The following is a 16,987-nucleotide window of genomic DNA, read 5'->3' as shown; positions in this document are numbered from 1 at the left end:
GTTTTAATTTTAACATAGTTCCAGAACTTACGCTCGTTTCCGGAGCCTTGCAATAAAAAAACCATCCGATAAATGCTCATAAGAATAAATTTCGATCGGTTTGGGCTGATCCCACTCGAAATTAGGGTGCTTGTCCAGAAACTCCCGAACCTGGCCTTCATTTTCGTTATATTCCAAAGTACACGTGCTGTAAATGAGTACGCCCCCGACTTTTAGCAAAGGATGAATGCTATTCAAAAGCTCTTTCTGGATCAGGCAAACCTCGTCTAAATCCTGTTCACGCTTATTCCACTTCATATCCGGCTTACGACGGATTACCCCTAGTCCAGAGCAGGGCGCGTCGAGCAAAATACGATCAAAGCTTTCTTGGGCCCAATGCTGCGGCAAATCCCGGGCATCGGAAACCAATGTATGCACTGAAGTTAATCCTAACCGTGTCGCCTGATCACGGATCAGCTTTTCTTTATGCTCGTGAATATCACAAGCCCATATTTCTCCATGGTTGCCCATTTTTTCTGCTATATGAGCCGTTTTGCCGCCAGGAGCTGCACAGCAATCCAGAATCCTCTCGCCCGGACTGGGCTGAAGAGTCTCGGCTACCAGCATGGAGCTCTCGTCCTGAATGGAAAACAGTCCGGCTTCATACCAAGGGGTCAAAGCCATGTTGCCGCCGTTTTTGACCAAAATTCCATCATCAGCAAGCTCCGAAGGAGCTGCGTCCACTCCTGCTTCATTTAATATAATGATCAATTCATTCCGGCTCAGCTTCATCGTATTCGTGCGAATGCTGACATTCGGTGGTTTGTTATTGGCTTCACAAAGCAATTCTGTCCGGGCTTCACCGATTTGATCGATCCAGCGTTTAACCATCCATTGCGGATGCGAGTGTGTCAAAGCAATACGTTCTACAGCTGGCAGATCGGCCGGAATCTGTAAGCTTTCTTTTTGACGAATCACATTCCGTAAAACTCCGTTGACCATGCCGGAAATACCGGTATGACCCTTTTTTTTGGCCAAGTTGACTGCTTCGTTCACTATTGCATGATCTGGTACCCTATCCAGGTAAAGCATTTGGTATAAGCTCAGCCTTAGCAAGCTTCGAACCCAGGGCTCCAGCTTAGCCAGACCTTTGGCAACAAAACGATTCAAAAAATAATCGATCGTATTCAACCGTTGTATGGTGCCATAGACGATTTCAGTCGTTAATCCAACATCCTGCTTGTCCAGATGATATTGCTGCAAAATTTGATTCAGAAGCAGATTGCTGTAGGAACGATCCTGTTCCGTACGTACCAGCACTTCAAGCGCAGCCTCCCGGGCACTGCCTTTGGTTTTTGCTGTGCTTGTCTTGACTTGAGATTTGTTTGCAGATTGAGGATGTGTACCCGACTTCTTTGAATGTTGTTGGTTTGTATTTGAATTGCTTGTACCTCGATTGTTTCTATTCGGTTTACCAGCATTTCTACTGCCGTTGTTCGTATGATCAAAGCTTTGTTCCAATTGTTGTAGCCCCCATTATTAGATCCCTTTAACCACCGTGCTTACACAAACACAGTACCAACCTCAAGTCGTCCTCCAAGCACGAATTGCGCTGCCTGCATCGCCTTCTTGCCAGCTGGCTGCAGCTCTGTAATCGTCAGTACACCAGCGCCTGTAGCCACCTGAATCCCCTGCTCGCTAATAGCAATAACCGTTCCGGGTGCATTCGCAACCTCTGACTGATGGGGCTTGTCGCAGGACCAGATTTTCAAAACCTCTCCGTTCCAGGTCGTATAAGCACCGGGTCTTGGATTGAGACCACGTACCTGATTCCATAAGGAGATAGCAGGTCTGCTCCAATCGATTCGCTCTTGTTCCCTGCTGACATTCGGTGAATAGACCGCTGCCTCATGATTTTGGGCAACGGCCTGAATACGACCAGCAAGCAGATCAGGTAATGTATCCAGGAGCAGCTTCGCACCAGCAGCACTCAGTTTATTAAACATAGTGCCTGTTGTATCCGAATCCTCAATGGCAAGCTCGACGCTGCTGATCATGTCTCCGGTATCCAAGCCTTCTGCCATATACATAATCGTCACACCTGTAGACGTGTCTCCATTCATCACGGCATGATGAATGGGAGCACCTCCACGATAACGTGGCAGCAGCGAAGCATGAATATTGATGCAGCCGAGCCGTGGAATCGCCAGTACCGACTTTGGCAATATTTGTCCGTAGGCGGCAGTCACGATCAAATCAGGCTGAAGCTCCCGCAGTTCCTCCACCGACTCAGGTCGGCGCAGCTTTTCCGGTTGCAAGACTGGAATCCCATGCTTAATGGCCTCTTCTTTAACCGGAGTTGGTGTTAACAGCCGCTTCCTCCCAACCGGACGATCCGGCTGGGTAACCACCCCAACGACTTCAATCCCTGAATAGTTGACCAAAACTTGTAAAGCAGGCACAGCAAATTCGGGTGTGCCCATGAAAACGATTCTCATACTTCACCGCCCTGAGGCTCGTTACGATACATCTTTTCCGCTAAATCTGTGTATAATACTCCATTAAGATGATCCACTTCATGCAGGATGCAGCGTGCCAGCAATTCCGTCCCCTCTACAACAATTTCCTTGCCGTCACGATCCAGGCCTTTGACCACGACTCGCATAGCACGGCGAACATCTCCATTCATACCAGGAATGCTCAGGCAGCCTTCGGACCCGAATTGCTCGCCTTCCTCTTCTATCACTTCTGGATTAATCAATTCAATCAAGCCCTGCTCATTGCCGACATCCATCACAATAACCCGCTTTAATATACCGATCTGCGGCGCGGCCAAGCCAACGCCTTGGGCATCATACATTGTATCAGCCATATCCTTGAGCAGCTTATGAATGTTAGGAGTAATTTTCTTAACCGGCTTGCATATTTCGCGCAGCACAGGGTCCGGATCTTTTACAATTAATTTAATGGCCATTGGATGAGCACACCTTTCGTTAATAGGGATAACCAATTTATATGGATTTTTCATCCAATTAGAAGACGGAATCAGCTGCAGCTTATGTTGAATTACATCAACACCTGCGGATCCACATCTATACTGATCGTCAGCTTATGCTGCTTTACTACATCACCAAGTGTGGCCGCTGCTTGCTGAACAAGTCCCGCTATCGAAACTTCTTCACGATATTTTACCATGCATTGAAACCGATATCTATCCTTGATTCGCGAAATAGGTGAAGCTACCGGTCCAAGAATATCAATGGGCGTGGGCGCCATAGACTTGGCGAGCTCTTTCAATTTGGCAGCTAACGTCTCTGCCGAGCGCATGAGCAGCGGTATCTGTTCATGTGACAACGTTATTAGTATAAGTCTATGAAAAGGCGGATAATCATGAAATTTACGAAATGTCATCTCTTTTTCCATAAAACTTTTATAATCATGATTGCTGGCACTAATAATACTATAATGCTCCGGCGTGTAGGTCTGAATAAATACTTCACCTGGCAGCTCATGCCGTCCAGCACGTCCACCTACCTGAGTCATAAGCTGGAAGGTCCGTTCCGCTGCGCGAAAATCCGGTAAATTCAGTACCGTGTCCGCTGCCAGAGCGCCAACCAGTGTTACCTGCGGAAAATCGAGGCCCTTGGCCACCATTTGTGTACCGAGCAGCACATCCGCCTGCTGATTTCGAAAAAGAGTTAGCCATTTCTCATGAGAGCCCTTCTCCGTCGTCGTATCCACATCCATCCGAATCACACGAATGCCAGGGAACAGCTTGCCCAATTCTTCTTCTACTCGTTGGGTTCCGGTGCCAAAATGACGTATATGCTCGCTTCCACAGCTTGGACAAGTCGTCGCTTCACGTTCTGTGTACCCACAATAGTGGCAGCGTAGCGTTCGAGCGGACTGGTGATAAGTTAATGAAATATCACAGTGAGGACAACCTGCGACGAACCCACAGCTGCGGCACATCACAAATGTGGCATATCCGCGACGATTCAGCAGCAGTACAATCTGCTCTTTCTTTTCCAACCGGTCTTCGATCGCTTTATGTAAGCCGCGGCTGAACATCGATCGGTTGCCCTTGCTTAGCTCCTCACGCATATCAACAATGTGAACTTTAGGCAAAGGCCGCCCTTCAACCCGCTCTTTCATCGTTAAAAGCTCAATCGGTGCACGACCATCAGGTGTGTCCTGGGCCGCTTCGGGCAATGTGCCGTACATACTCTCAAGCGATGGAGTGGCAGAACCCAATATAACAACGGCTCCATGCTGCTTAGCTCTTGCTATAGAAACATCACGTGCGTGATATTTCGGACTTTCTTCTTGCTTGTAAGAGGATTCATGCTCTTCGTCAATAATAACCAAACCAATCTTGGTAAATGGAGCAAAGATGGCAGAGCGGGCACCGATCACGACACTGACCTGCTTGAGCATGATTTTGCGCCACTCATCATAGCGCTCGCCATGAGACAGGCGACTGTGCAGCACCGCGACTTGATTGCCAAAACGGCCTTTGAACCGCTCAACCATCTGAGGTGTTAAAGAAATTTCCGGTACCAGCACAATCGCCTCTCTGTCTTGATCCAGACAGGTTTGAATCGACTGCAGGTAAACCTCTGTTTTCCCGCTTCCTGTCACCCCGTGCAGCAAAAATACCTGATGATTCCGCTCGTGAACAGCTTCGGAAATTCGATTAAATACCTGGCTCTGCTCCGGTGTTAAGGTCAGCGGCTTGGTACGCGGAAAATTCCTTTCTGCATACGGGTCCCGAAAAACCTCAACTTCCTTAATCGTGAGATAATCCTTGTCCGCCAAGCTTTTGACTGTACTGGCGCTAATCCCCAGCTCATTAAGCAGATCCGTCAGCTTGATCGGATAGGGCTGTTCCGCCAAGTACAGCAGCACTTCCTTTTGCTTCATGGATCTGGCTGCCAGCAGCCCAGCCCACTGTCTCAGCTGCTCCGGCTGCCCGGATGGAAAAACCGTGAGCACCTTTTTCGCTGACATCCGGTCTTTAATCATTTGTACTTCAACGAGCTGGCCTTGCGTGATCATCTGCTTGATCAGACCGCCCTGATCCGTGTATTTTTCTAATAAAGCCCCAATCTCAACGGAGCCCTTATCGCGGATAAAAGCAGCGATTTCTTCCTGAATCGGCAGCAGCATCGTACGCTGACCTTGTAAAAGCAAATTACCATAATCCCCATTCGTATGAAGATCGCTCACCTTGACATGCCGTTCGTACTTGGCTTTCAAGGCACCAGGAATCATCGCTTGCAGCGCTGTAATTTCGTGACAAAGATAGGTTTTGCTTACCCACTGAGCGAGCTCCACCAAGTCGGGAGTTAATGGAGGATACAAGTCCATAACCTCTGAAATCGGCTTTAATTTCGCTGGATCAAAGTCTGGACGATCATGCAGCTCAACGACAAATCCCTGAAGCTTTCTCGGGCCAAAAGGGACGCCTACCCGACTGCCAATTGCAACCCACTCCCGCATCGCTTCGGGTATCAGGTAATCAAAACCGCGGTTTGTGTGCTTGGATGGAACATCCACAATAACTTTTGCATACATCAGCGCGATTCTGCTCCTTTCGCCATCCGTTCTGCTATTCGTAACAACAGCTCACGTGCCACTCCAAGCTTACTCATGAGCGGTAAAATATCGACCAAGCCAGCCGCATCATAGATGCTTACTACATTCGTATCCGTGCCAAAGCCTGCACCCTCCTGCGTAACATCGTTAGCGACAATCAAGTCACAATGCTTCCGACGCAGCTTATCCAGGGCGTGCTCTTCAATATTTTCGGTTTCCGCTGCAAATCCAACGATAAACTGCTTCGTTTTACGTTGACCGATCGTTTGTAAAATATCTGTATTTTTGATTAGAGTCAACGTCATTTCTTCCGACTTTTTCTTGATCTTTTGTTGTGAGCGCTCCAAAGGACGATAATCGGCAACCGCAGCAGCTTTAATAATCACATCACAATTGTCAAACCGCTCCATGACGGCTTCCAGCATATCCTGTGCAGATTCAACTTTCACAACACGTATGCCTGAGGGGATAGGTACAGACGTTTTGCCCGCGATCAGCGTGACATCAGCACCCATGCTCTGAGCTACTTCCGCAAGGGCTATGCCCATTTTACCAGAAGAATCATTGGTTAAATATCGCACAGGATCTATACGCTCCACGGTGCCACCAGCTGTGATAACCATTTTCTTGCCTTCAAATATTTTTTTTTCGCTAAAAAATCGGATAATGGCTGCAACTATATGCTCAGGTTCTTCTAATCTTCCCTTGCCTACATAACCACAAGCCAACTGGCCCGTACCTGGCTCAATAAACTGTACTCCACGAGCAGCAAGCACATCCAAATTGGACTGAACTGCAGGATGTGCATACATGTGAACATTCATTGCAGGAGCTATCCACACCGGTGCCATCGTCGCCAGCAATGTCGTGCTCAGCATATCGTCAGCAAGCCCATGGGCCATTTTGGCAATGATGTTAGCTGTTGCAGGGGCAACGATGATTAAATCTGCGCGATCTGCCAGATCAATGTGGGAAACGACCGATGCATCTTTTTCATCGAATGTGTCAATAATAACGTCGTGTCGGGATAAGGTTTGAAAGGTCAAAGGTGCAATAAATTTGACTGCCGATTCCGTCATAATGACACGAACATCCGCTCCCGCCTGCACCAGCTTGCTACAAATAGCAGCTGCCTTATAGGCTGCAATGCCTCCACTGACACCTAAAATAATCGTTTTACCCTTCAGCATAACCGATCCCTCCCCATTTATCGAGAAAAAAATAACAACCACAAGGGTTGTCGTTTAAAATGTTCCTTAGGTTTCTTTACACAGCTTCTCGTAAGAAATCAAATCTTCATAAATTTCTTCAAGTGCAAGACCTACCTGCTTGTAGGACTTTTTGTTACGGATTTCCGATTTAGCACCATCACGCAGCATTCTTGCCCGCTTGGAAGCCGCTACTACCAAGGAATACTTGCTATCCACTTTCTCTAAAAGCTCATCAATCGAAGGATACAACATGTTATTTCACCTCAACCATCCACTGTTTTATTTTACTGAATACTCGATCCTTACGACAGTGCTCGGCTACAATAATCGATTGAATACGCGAACAGGCATTTTCCACCTTATCGTTAACAATCGCATAGTCATAATAATCCATTAAACGGAATTCGTCCATAGCTACCGACATCCGACTCCTTATCGATTCCTCGGATTCGGTACCACGGCCAACAATTCGGCTTTCCAATTCATCTAATGAAGGAGGAAGCAAAAATATGAATACGCCTTGAGGAAATTTTTGTTTAACTTGAAGCGCACCCTGCACTTCGATCTCAAGAATAATATCTTTACCGGAATTTAACGTTTCTTCCACAAACTGACGTGGGGTTCCGTAGTAATTGCCTACATATTCCGCCCATTCCAGTATTTGATCGGTATCGATCAACTTCTTAAATTGTTCCCTAGTTTTGAAGAAATAATTCACACCGTCCACTTCGCCCTCTCGAGGAACGCGAGTTGTAGCGGATACAGAGTATACCAGGTCAGGCGCACAGCCGCGCAAAGCTTTACAAACAGTTCCTTTGCCCACGCCGGAAGGCCCCGATAATACGATTAATATTCCTTTTTCCTTACTCGTCATGATCATCGTCCTTATTGGAAAGTCGATGGGCCACCGTCTCGGGCTGCACCGCAGATAAAATAACATGGTCGCTATCCGTAATGATAACCGCCCGTGTACGACGTCCATAGGTTGCGTCGATCAGCATATGCCGGTCGCGTGCTTCCTGAATAATTCTTTTGATTGGCGCCGATTCCGGACTAACAATGGAAATGATTCGGTTGGCAGACACAATGTTCCCGAAGCCAATATTGATAAGTTTGATAGCCATCTGGTTTCCTCCTACAAGCTTTGCTTTAGCAAAGCTGCATCGTAAGCATAATCTTGGACTTTGCTTTAGCAAAGCTACTTCGTAAGCACTTGATTATTAAACTTGCTCTCCTATGGAAAGCTGCTAACTGAGCATTAGCATATAACTACTCTATATTTTGAATCTGCTCTCTCAATTTTTCCATTTCAGCCTTCATCTCAACAACTATCGTGGTGAGTTCTGCATGATTCGCTTTCGATCCGATCGTATTCACTTCCCGATTCATTTCTTGCAGGAGGAAATCAAACTTTCTGCCGATCGGTTCTGACTCGCTTATAAGCTGAACGCATTGCTGAATATGGCTCTGCAAACGCACTAATTCTTCGTCAATATTCGAACGATCCGCTAATAGCGCCACTTCCATAGCCATGCGTGCTTCGTCCATTATTGGCTGCTGCTGCATTTCCTGAATTCGAGTGCGAAGCTTGTGTGCATAATGGTGTACCACCTGGGGAGCCAGCTTCTGCGATTGTTCCAGATAACGATTCATGGTTTCGATTCGCTGTTTGATATCCACACATAAATGGGCACCCTCGGACTCGCGCATCTGGGTGAGTTTCAGAACTGCCGCTTCTGCACAAGCCAGTAATTCACTTTGAAACTCTTCATCCGTTACTAGAGCAGCTTCCTTGAAGGTAATCAAATCTGGAATAGACATATAATCCCGTACATCCATTGATGATTTCAAACCGAATCTTGTCACAAGCTGTTCCGCTGCTGCCTGATAGGCTTCCACTAGCTGCCAGTTCAGCTCTACCGTACGAGATGCCTCGGCACTTCGCTCAATCGTCACAAACAAATCGGCTCTGCCGCGCTTCAAATGCTGCTGCACGGTTTTTTTGAGCAAATCCTCAACTTTCATATATTCACGAGGGATTCGCACGTTGACCTCACAATAGCGATGATTCACCGATTTCAGATCCATTTGCACGATATATCCGGCAAACCTACAGCTTGCTTGTCCGAATCCGGTCATACTTTTCATCAAGCTGTTCACATCCATTAGCTTATTTTAATTCATTTTGCTAGAGGGTACAAGTGGAAATCGCGCTTTCTGATTTCTCCCATACATATTTGGTCAGATCTGCTGTCATCTCATAGGATAAGAAAGGAGTCATCAAATATATTCCGTTAAAGTACGGCATCGCCGCATCCAAAAGCTCCTTCGCGATTTGCACGCCCATCGCCCGACCCGCTTCACCCTTCAAGTCGCTCATACGCTGACGTACGTCATCCGACAGTTGAATCCCTGGAACCTCATTATGCAAATACTCTGCATTACCACCGCTTGCAAGCGGCATGATACCGAGAAAAATCGGGATATTCAAATGCTTGGTAGTCTCATATATTCGTTCAATCAGCTTGGCATCATAAACCGGCTGCGTCATGATATAATCGGCACCTGCTTCGATTTTCCGTTCCAGACGCTGCACAGCCTTCTCCAAATATTTAACATTGGGATTAAAAGCTGCCCCGACAATAAAATTCGCCTTCTTCTTCAGCTGCTTACCTGAGAATGCTACTCCTTCGTTCAACTGCTTGATCATTCGAATGATTTCAAAAGAGGTCAAATCGTAAACGGAGCTGGAGCCAGGAAGATCGCCAAAACGTGCCGGATCTCCAGTCACAGCCAACACATGGTCGATGCCCAGAGCATGCAGCCCCATCATGTGCGATTGTGTACCAATCATGTTGCGGTCACGACATGCGATATGAATAAGAGGCCGTAGTCCGGTTTGCTCTTTTACCAGGTAGCCCAACGCCAAATTGCTCATTCGCGTAACAGCCAATGAATTGTCGGCCATCGTTAAGGCATCAATACGCGCTTCCTTCAACGCATGTGCACCCTTCATGAATTTATCAATATCCAGATCACGTGGAGGATCCAGTTCAACAATAACGGTATGACGCTGTTTGACCAGTTCAATGATATTCGGTTCAGCAGCAGGTGGTAATCCAGCAGTTTCATTAGCTGGCGTAGACACCGATTCAGTAATCGATTCAATTGAAGCACCTTTAGCAGTAGTTGGTAAGCCTGTATCCCTTGTATCGGATTGCAATTTGTCAATACGTGAGGGGTCCGGCTTGTAGCCATTCAATGCTTTCGCCATAAAAGCGATATGCTCAGGTGTCGTACCGCAGCAGCCACCAATGATTCTCGCACCCAAATCAGCAAACTTCAAAGCCGTCTCGGCAAAATATTCAGGTGTGGCTGCAAAAGTAAAACGGCCATCAACATAATCGGCAATCCCCGCATTTGGGAATACGGAATATGGAAGTTCAGGTCCGGATGCTGCAGCTTTTTCCAAGGAACGTAATAACCCATTGGGACCGCTGCGGCAGTTAAATCCAACTACGTCGGCTCCATAGTGTTTGAGTTTGGCAAAAGCTTCGTTCAGCAGAATACCATCCTCGGTAGTCCCTGCGCCTTCTGTGGCAAATTGGCAAATTACCGGAATATCGCTGAGCTTGCGTATAATTTTCAAAGCAAGCAGCATTTCTTCCAGATCCAAAAAGGATTCCAGCAGCAAACCATCCACTTGCGTATCCAGTAAAACCTCGATTTGCTGACGCAAATCTTCTTTGAGCTTCGTTGTACGCACGTTTTTGCGCTTACCCGCACGGATCGATCCCATCGCCCCAACAACATAAGCATCGCCGCCCACCGCTCTGCGTGCTAATTCCACACCAGCACGATTGATGGCTTCCACTTCCTGCTCCAAACCGTATTTGGACAGCTTCTCACGGTTTGCCGAAAATGTATTCGTCTCGATTACCCGCGCGCCTGCCTCATAATAACGGCGATGCACGTCGGCGATAACCTCCGGTTTGAGCAGATTCAACTCCTCATACGAAATCCCGACCGGAAATCCCATCTGATATAAAAATGTCCCCATCGCTCCATCACCAACCAAAATATCCTGATGAAGTGCTTCCCTTAAGTCAAGCTTCATTTGCTTTTGTCCGCCCTTTCCACTAAGCTGCAATCCTTCTATATTACTATCATCCATTTATGCTTTTATATAGATAAGCTGCCTTCATAAACCTGCTCTGCAGGTCCTGTCATATATACATGATTGTCAGCCGGGCTCCATTCAATAAACAAGTCGCCGCCTTTTAAGGAAACCGTTGCTGAACGATCCGATACATCATTTAGCACCGAGGCTACCAGTGATGCACAAGCTCCGGTACCGCAGGCAAGCGTGGGACCTGCTCCACGTTCCCATACGCGCATGTCTATCGCATTGCGAGCCTTGACTGTTGTAAATTCTACATTCACACGTCGCGGGAACATCGGATGCTTTTCCAGCTTTGGCCCCCACGCCGCCAAATCAAATCCCACTGCATCATCAACATAGATGACACAATGAGGATTACCCATCGAAACGGCAGTAAAATGAAATTCTTGTCCATCCACCTCAATCGGATGATTGAGCACCCGTTCCTGATCCAATACCGTAGGAATTAAGGTACCGTGCAGAATCGGCTCACCCATATCGACACGCACCGCCGTTACTTTACCTTCAACTACAGTGAGCTGCACCTGCTGTGCGCCTGCACTGATCGTCTCAACGGTTAATTCAGTTGCTGTAGCATCCATCATGCCATGTTCATAAATATATTTGGCAACACAACGAATAGCATTACCGCACTGCTCGGACTCCGAACCGTCGGAATTGATGATTCTCATCTGATAGTCGGCGATTTTCGAAGGAAGTATATATACAAGCCCGTCTGCTCCTATGCCAAAAAAACGACTGCACAAACGGATAGCAAGCTCATTTGCATCGACAGGCAGCTCTTGCTGACCTGCAACGACAATGAAATCATTCCCAAGTCCATGCATTTTCGTGAAATTCATAGCCGTTCCCTACTTTCTAACCTGATCCCTATAGTGTTGATAGCCATTATCATAACGCAAAATGACAGGTATGCATAGTTTTTTGGCAAAATTCCGCTTACTATAAATGAACAAAACACGAAATGCCGAAACCTGGAATTTAACCCCAGGCCTCGGCACGTATCGAACTATTAACGAATAACAGGCTTAGTCGTTCCATAACGAACGGGCTTGCGTTTTGAAGGCTTGCTCATTAAGCTGCCAAATCCCATTAGGAAAGTTGGAATTCCCGCAAATACGAGGACAACGATCCAATCCTTAATATCCAGTGGAACGGTTTTGAAAATAGGCTGTAAGGGTTCGATGTACAGCACTGCCAGCATCAGAAGTAATGAGGACAGCACCGCCAGAACCAGATAACGATTTTGCAGCGGATTGCGATGAAAGATGGAGCGTGAGCTGCGGCAATCGAACACATGAATCAGCTGTGCCATAACCAAGGTGGCAAAAGCAACCGTCTGTGCTTTAATCAATGTTGCTGCGTCATCATGCAGCCCCTGCTGCAGAGCAATCAGGAATGCCGCCAAGGTGCAAATGCCGATCAGCATGCCTCGAGAAATAATTTTCCAGCCCAGCCTCCTGGCGAAAATATTTTCACGCGCACCACGCGGCTTCTGCTGCATTAAATCCTTTTCGGCTTGATCGACGCCAAGTGCCATGGCTGGAAGTCCATCTGTAACCAGATTGACCCATAAAATCTGGATCGGAACGAGCGGCAGCGGCAAACCCGCCATCATCGCAAAAAACATTGTCATGATCTCGCCGACATTAGATGCCAGCAAATACCGGATAAACTTGCGAATATTTTCGTAAATGCCGCGCCCCTCCTCAATTGCGGATACAATCGAGGCAAAATTATCGTCACTTAGTACAAGCGATGCCGCTTCCTTGGATACATCGGTTCCGCTAATTCCCATCGCAATTCCAATGTCTGCCGCTTTAATGGCCGGAGCATCATTAACACCATCCCCGGTCATCGCAACCACATGGCCCTGTCGCTGTAAGGATTTTACAATCCGCAGCTTATGTTCTGGCGAAACTCGTGCATAGACGCTTGTATCATCGACCAGCTTGTCGAGCTCTTCGTCACTTAGCATCGTTAATTGCTGTCCGTTTAAGGTTAATCCGTTTGATGCAGGCATAATCCCCAGCTGCTTGGCAATCGCTTCCGCTGTTCCTTGATGATCACCGGTAATCATCACTGTTTTGATGCCAGCCTTGCGGCATTTTGTTATGGCATCCCGTACTTCCCGGCGCGGCGGGTCAATCATTCCTGTCAAACCGATGAAAACCAGACCGTTCTCAACTTCAGCCTCCTCCGTGCAGCTCTCCGTTGGCTTCAGATCACGGTAAGCAAGTCCCAGAACACGCAGTGCGTTGTTAGCCATTCCTTCATTGGCAGCGAGTACCTTTTGTCGGAGCGTTGGAGTAAACGGAATCACCTTATCATCCCACAACACATAGCTGCACTGCATGATAAGCACATCCGGAGCACCCTTGGTGCAAGCCATACGCCCTCCCTGATGCTCCACGAGCACAGACATTCGTTTACGCTCGGAATCAAATGGAAATTCGCTGGTGCGGTTGAACAAACCAGATAAGGAAGGCGCAGTCAGCCCAGCCTTGGCTCCCAGTACGATAAGTGCGCCTTCAGTCGGATCTCCCTGCAGACTCCATACACTTTTCGTCTCATCCACAGTCTGTTTTTTGCGCTTCGTCACTTCCGTCTGCTCGGTGAGCTGTGCATTGTTGCACAAAACAGATACCTGCAGCAGCTTGCGCAGCATCAAATGGTTGCGCACATCAACACGCTCGCCTTTCAGCTTGATATCCCCCTGCGGTTCATAACCTTCGCCTGTCACCTCAAGAATATCTCCACCCAGCCATAAATGGGTAACGGTCATTTTGTTTTGTGTCAAAGTCCCTGTTTTATCCGAGCAGATCACGGAAGCACAGCCCAACGTCTCAACAGAGGGCAGCTTGCGAACGATCGCTTTGCGCTGGATCATCCGCTGAACTCCCATAGCCAGTGCGATCGTGACAATTGCCGGCAGCCCTTCCGGAATCGCTGCTACCGCCAAACTGACTCCCGCCAAAAACATGCTGTAAGGCTCTTGTCCATGCAGAATGCCAGCTACTACAACCAGCAGGGTTAGCACCAATGCAACGATAATCAATATTTTCCCAAGCTGCTCCAAACGATGCTGCAGTGGCGTTTCGGTCGATTCTGTATTTTGGATCAGATCAGCAATTTTTCCCATTTCCGTCTGCATCCCGGTTCGAATCACTACAGCCTTGGCAGTTCCACGTGTGACCATTGTACCCATGAACCCCAGATTACGCTGATCGCCAAGCGAAACCTCTTCCCCTTTCAAAGCTTCCGTGTGCTTATTAACTGGCACCGATTCACCTGTCAACGCCGATTCTTCGGCATACAGGCTGTTCGCTTCAATAAATCGCAGATCTGCGGGAATTCGGTCTCCACTTTCAAGCAGGACTATATCTCCCGGGACCAGTTCGCGGGCTGGAATTTGCAATATTGTCTCATCACGAAGGACACGGGCGTTTGGAGCGGACAATTCTTTTAACGCCCGTAGGGAGCGCTCAGCCCGATATTCTTGAATAAAACCAAGAATGCCGTTCATAATAATGATCGCAACAATTGTAATTGCATCCAGATACTCCCCAAGCAGGCCTGAAATTAAGGTTGCTCCAACGAGAACAAGCACCATAAAATCTTTAAACTGGCCCAAAAATAAAGTAATTGGAGACAGTTTGGGACCATCTGATAGTTCGTTTTTTCCATTTTGCTCCAATCGCTTCTCTGCCTCTGACGAGGTCAGTCCCAGTAAGGTCTGCATGTTTTGGGCTTCCATCGTTTCCTCGCTTGTCATTTGATACCACTTCTTCTGACTCATTCCGTATTACCTCCCATAAGGTTGCTCTGATACCGCCTTGCGAAAGGCTGCAAAGCTCAATTTTCATTACAAATTCCTCATGAGTAAATGTATTCAGACAAGCTGCGAAATAGCACAAATGAAAAGTCGCTTAAGTTTTTGTTCAAAGTATGGCATGATAGAGGGTGAACTAGAAGTTCATGTTCAAAAAGTCAACTTTTCAGTACCGAGAAGGTTGCAATAAGGTGAAGAAGGAGGAGCGGAGTTTAGGCACACCTAAATGAGCACCGCACTTCGAGTCTTATTGCAAGATTCGATGCCGAGTGAGCCTCCTGTATAACTTCGTAATCAAATGGGGACTTTTTGAACAACCTCTATAAGTTCAATTAAATTATAAGTACGAACGGAGTTGTAATCGATATGTCGTTAGACGGTCTCGTCGTCCATAGTTTGGTGCAAGAGCTTCAAGCCTGCGTAGGCGGCCGAATTAATAAAGTTCATATGCCCTCGGGCAACGATATCATACTGCAGCTTCGCGCTCAGGGCAGTAATCTTAAGCTGCTGTTGTCTGCTAATCCAACTTATCCCCGTGTACATCTTACGGAGAAGTCCTATTCCAACCCGCTGGACGCGCCCATGTTCTGTATGCTGCTGCGCAAGCATTGCGAAAGCGGTATTATCGAGAGCATTACACAGCCCGGTTTGGAGCGAGTCATTCACATCGGCTTGAGACAGCGCGATGAGCTTGGGGATGTGAGCATCAAAACGATCATTATTGAAATCATGGGAAGGCATAGCAATATTATTTTGCTGGATCCATCGACCGATACGATCATTGACGGAATTCATCATGTAACCCCTGCAATCAGCAGTTACCGTATCATTATGCCTGGCAGCCGTTATACGGCACCACCTGAACAGCATAAGGAACAGCCTTTTCACATTGAACGTGACTCCTTCATTGAGTTGATGACGCAGGCGCCACCTGTCCAACCCGAGCAGGACGACCCTTTCAAAGCACCTGCCAAACCTGCTCAGCTTTGGGATGATCTCACCTGGGAGCAGCGTCTTGTCGCTCGGTTTAGCGGCTTCAGTCCTTTGATTGCCAAAGAAATTGTATACCGGACTCAGCCCAAGATAACGGTTGCGCATACGCCTGTTGAGAGCGCCTCGCGTCTGTGGGAGCCCTTCTTTTCGATCATTAATCAACTGAGATCAGACATTGGCGCACCTAATATTTGTGAGCAGGAGGAAACAGGCAAAGCTTATTTTTCCGTTATCAAACTGACCCATCTGCAAGGGGAAATCCAATATTATGACACGGTAAGCCAATGTCTGGAAGCCTTCTACGGGGATAAAGCCGAGCGCGATACCGTCAAGCAGCGGGTGTCCGATCTACTGAAGTTTCTTCAAAATGAACGAAACAAAAATGCGAAGAAGCTGGAAAAGCTGCAGGAGACACTGAACGAGGCTCAGGACTCTGACAAATTGCGCATACTTGGCGACTTGCTGACAGCTTCCATGCATCAGATTCAGAAAGGCACTTCCGCCATTGAAGTCATTAACTATTATGATGAAGAGCAGCGAATGATCACTATTCCACTGGATCCTCTGCTCACGCCTTCGGAAAATGCACAGCGTTATTTTAAAAAGTATACCAAAAGCAAAAACAGTCTCATCGCGGTAAAAGTTCAAATGGAGCAGACTCACGAGGAAATCCTCTACTTGGACAGCTTGCTGCAGCAGCTGGGTACTGCCTCACTCAGCGATATCGCCGAAATCCGTGAAGAACTTATTGAACAAGGATACATTCGCGACCGCAGTAAAAAAACACGCAAAAAGAAGCAAAATCAGCGGCCCCTGCTGTCTTGCTTTACGTCCAGTGAAGGTATTCCGATCTATGTCGGAAAAAATAATACGCAGAACGAATACTTAACGAATCGGTTGGCCCAGTCCGCAGATACCTGGCTGCATACGAAGGATATTCCCGGCTCTCATGTTGTCATTCGCAGCGTACAGTTCGGGGATGCAACCCTTCATGAGGCTGCCCAGCTCGCCGCTTATTTTAGCCAAGCCAAGGCATCCAGTCAGGTGCCAGTCGATTATACGATGATCAAGCATGTCCGCAAGCCAAGCGGTGCCAAGCCGGGATTTGTGATCTATGATCATCAGAAAACTTTATTTATCACACCTGATGCTGATGGGATCAAACAACTGCCTGTGAGTATCAAGTAGAGC

General features: G+C 47.4%; 13 protein-coding genes. 1 reads left to right on the top strand and 12 read right to left on the bottom strand.

The genetic code is table 11. The annotated features are described in order from the left end of the window. Positions 1–27 precede the first annotated feature (27 nt). The 12 genes from rsmB to NST47_RS16075 form a co-directional block, all read right to left on the bottom strand. Entirely contained in the window at positions 28–1,500 is a 1,473-nt protein-coding gene (rsmB, locus tag NST47_RS16130; protein WP_341156037.1) for a 16S rRNA (cytosine(967)-C(5))-methyltransferase RsmB, read from the bottom strand. A gap of 41 nt (positions 1,501–1,541) precedes the next feature. Next, entirely contained in the window at positions 1,542–2,477 is a 936-nt protein-coding gene (fmt, locus tag NST47_RS16125; RefSeq protein WP_341156036.1) for a methionyl-tRNA formyltransferase, read from the bottom strand. Then, on the bottom strand, positions 2,474–2,953 hold the full coding sequence (gene def, locus NST47_RS16120; protein ID WP_076232587.1) for a peptide deformylase: 480 nt from the start codon (positions 2,951–2,953) through the stop codon (positions 2,474–2,476). The genes fmt and def overlap by 4 nt, the downstream gene beginning before the upstream one ends. Positions 2,954–3,045: 92 nt before the next feature. Beyond that, entirely contained in the window at positions 3,046–5,556 is a 2,511-nt protein-coding gene (gene priA, locus NST47_RS16115) for a primosomal protein N' (RefSeq protein ID WP_341156035.1), read from the bottom strand. Beyond that, positions 5,556–6,767 (bottom strand): bifunctional phosphopantothenoylcysteine decarboxylase/phosphopantothenate--cysteine ligase CoaBC, encoded by a 1,212-nt coding sequence (gene coaBC, locus NST47_RS16110; protein ID WP_341156034.1) that lies wholly within the window; start codon positions 6,765–6,767, stop codon positions 5,556–5,558. The genes priA and coaBC overlap by 1 nt, the downstream gene beginning before the upstream one ends. Before the next feature lie 66 nt (positions 6,768–6,833). Beyond that, positions 6,834–7,040 carry a DNA-directed RNA polymerase subunit omega gene (rpoZ, locus tag NST47_RS16105; RefSeq protein ID WP_341156033.1) on the bottom strand — a complete coding sequence of 69 codons (207 nt, stop codon included), beginning with the start codon at positions 7,038–7,040 and terminating at the stop codon, positions 6,834–6,836. Between the two features lies 1 nt (position 7,041). Continuing rightward, complete coding sequence (gmk, locus tag NST47_RS16100) at positions 7,042–7,662, bottom strand: guanylate kinase (protein ID WP_076232578.1); 621 nt, start codon at positions 7,660–7,662, stop codon at positions 7,042–7,044. Continuing rightward, complete coding sequence (remA, locus tag NST47_RS16095; protein ID WP_009672664.1) at positions 7,652–7,912, bottom strand: extracellular matrix/biofilm regulator RemA; 261 nt, start codon at positions 7,910–7,912, stop codon at positions 7,652–7,654. Before remA ends, gmk begins: the two co-directional genes overlap by 11 nt. Positions 7,913–8,057: 145 nt before the next feature. Continuing rightward, on the bottom strand, positions 8,058–8,939 hold the full coding sequence (locus NST47_RS16090; protein WP_445667381.1) for a YicC/YloC family endoribonuclease: 882 nt from the start codon (positions 8,937–8,939) through the stop codon (positions 8,058–8,060). Between the two features lie 37 nt (positions 8,940–8,976). Further along, positions 8,977–10,905 carry a bifunctional homocysteine S-methyltransferase/methylenetetrahydrofolate reductase gene (locus NST47_RS16085; RefSeq protein WP_445667465.1) on the bottom strand — a complete coding sequence of 643 codons (1,929 nt, stop codon included), beginning with the start codon at positions 10,903–10,905 and terminating at the stop codon, positions 8,977–8,979. Positions 10,906–10,970: 65 nt separating this feature from the next. Further along, complete coding sequence (dapF, locus tag NST47_RS16080; protein ID WP_341156031.1) at positions 10,971–11,813, bottom strand: diaminopimelate epimerase; 843 nt, start codon at positions 11,811–11,813, stop codon at positions 10,971–10,973. Between the two features lie 170 nt (positions 11,814–11,983). Beyond that, positions 11,984–14,770, bottom strand: coding sequence for a calcium-translocating P-type ATPase, SERCA-type (locus NST47_RS16075; RefSeq protein WP_341156030.1), 2,787 nt, complete (start codon positions 14,768–14,770; stop codon positions 11,984–11,986). Between the two features lie 399 nt (positions 14,771–15,169). Between NST47_RS16075 and NST47_RS16070 the strand changes: the two genes are divergently transcribed. Next, entirely contained in the window at positions 15,170–16,984 is a 1,815-nt protein-coding gene (locus tag NST47_RS16070) for an Rqc2 family fibronectin-binding protein (protein ID WP_341156029.1), read from the top strand. Positions 16,985–16,987: the final 3 nt, after the last annotated feature.

The organism is Paenibacillus sp. FSL H8-0034, assembly GCF_038000305.1.
Classification (GTDB): domain Bacteria; phylum Bacillota; class Bacilli; order Paenibacillales; family NBRC-103111; genus Paenibacillus_S.
This window is presented reverse-complemented; position numbering and strand designations above follow the sequence as displayed.

Coding starts and splice junctions, on each gene's coding strand:
- NST47_RS16070 (WP_341156029.1), top strand. CDS start 15,170: ATGTCGTTAGACGGTCTCGTCGTCCATAGTTTGGTGCAAGAGCTTCAA.
- NST47_RS16085 (WP_445667465.1), bottom strand. CDS start 10,905: ATGAAGCTTGACTTAAGGGAAGCACTTCATCAGGATATTTTGGTTGGT.
- priA (WP_341156035.1), bottom strand. CDS start 5,556: ATGTATGCAAAAGTTATTGTGGATGTTCCATCCAAGCACACAAACCGC.
- dapF (WP_341156031.1), bottom strand. CDS start 11,813: ATGAATTTCACGAAAATGCATGGACTTGGGAATGATTTCATTGTCGTT.
- rpoZ (WP_341156033.1), bottom strand. CDS start 7,040: ATGTTGTATCCTTCGATTGATGAGCTTTTAGAGAAAGTGGATAGCAAG.
- gmk (WP_076232578.1), bottom strand. CDS start 7,662: ATGACGAGTAAGGAAAAAGGAATATTAATCGTATTATCGGGGCCTTCC.
- NST47_RS16075 (WP_341156030.1), bottom strand. CDS start 14,770: ATGAGTCAGAAGAAGTGGTATCAAATGACAAGCGAGGAAACGATGGAA.
- fmt (WP_341156036.1), bottom strand. CDS start 2,477: ATGAGAATCGTTTTCATGGGCACACCCGAATTTGCTGTGCCTGCTTTA.
- def (WP_076232587.1), bottom strand. CDS start 2,953: ATGGCCATTAAATTAATTGTAAAAGATCCGGACCCTGTGCTGCGCGAA.
- remA (WP_009672664.1), bottom strand. CDS start 7,912: ATGGCTATCAAACTTATCAATATTGGCTTCGGGAACATTGTGTCTGCC.
- coaBC (WP_341156034.1), bottom strand. CDS start 6,767: ATGCTGAAGGGTAAAACGATTATTTTAGGTGTCAGTGGAGGCATTGCA.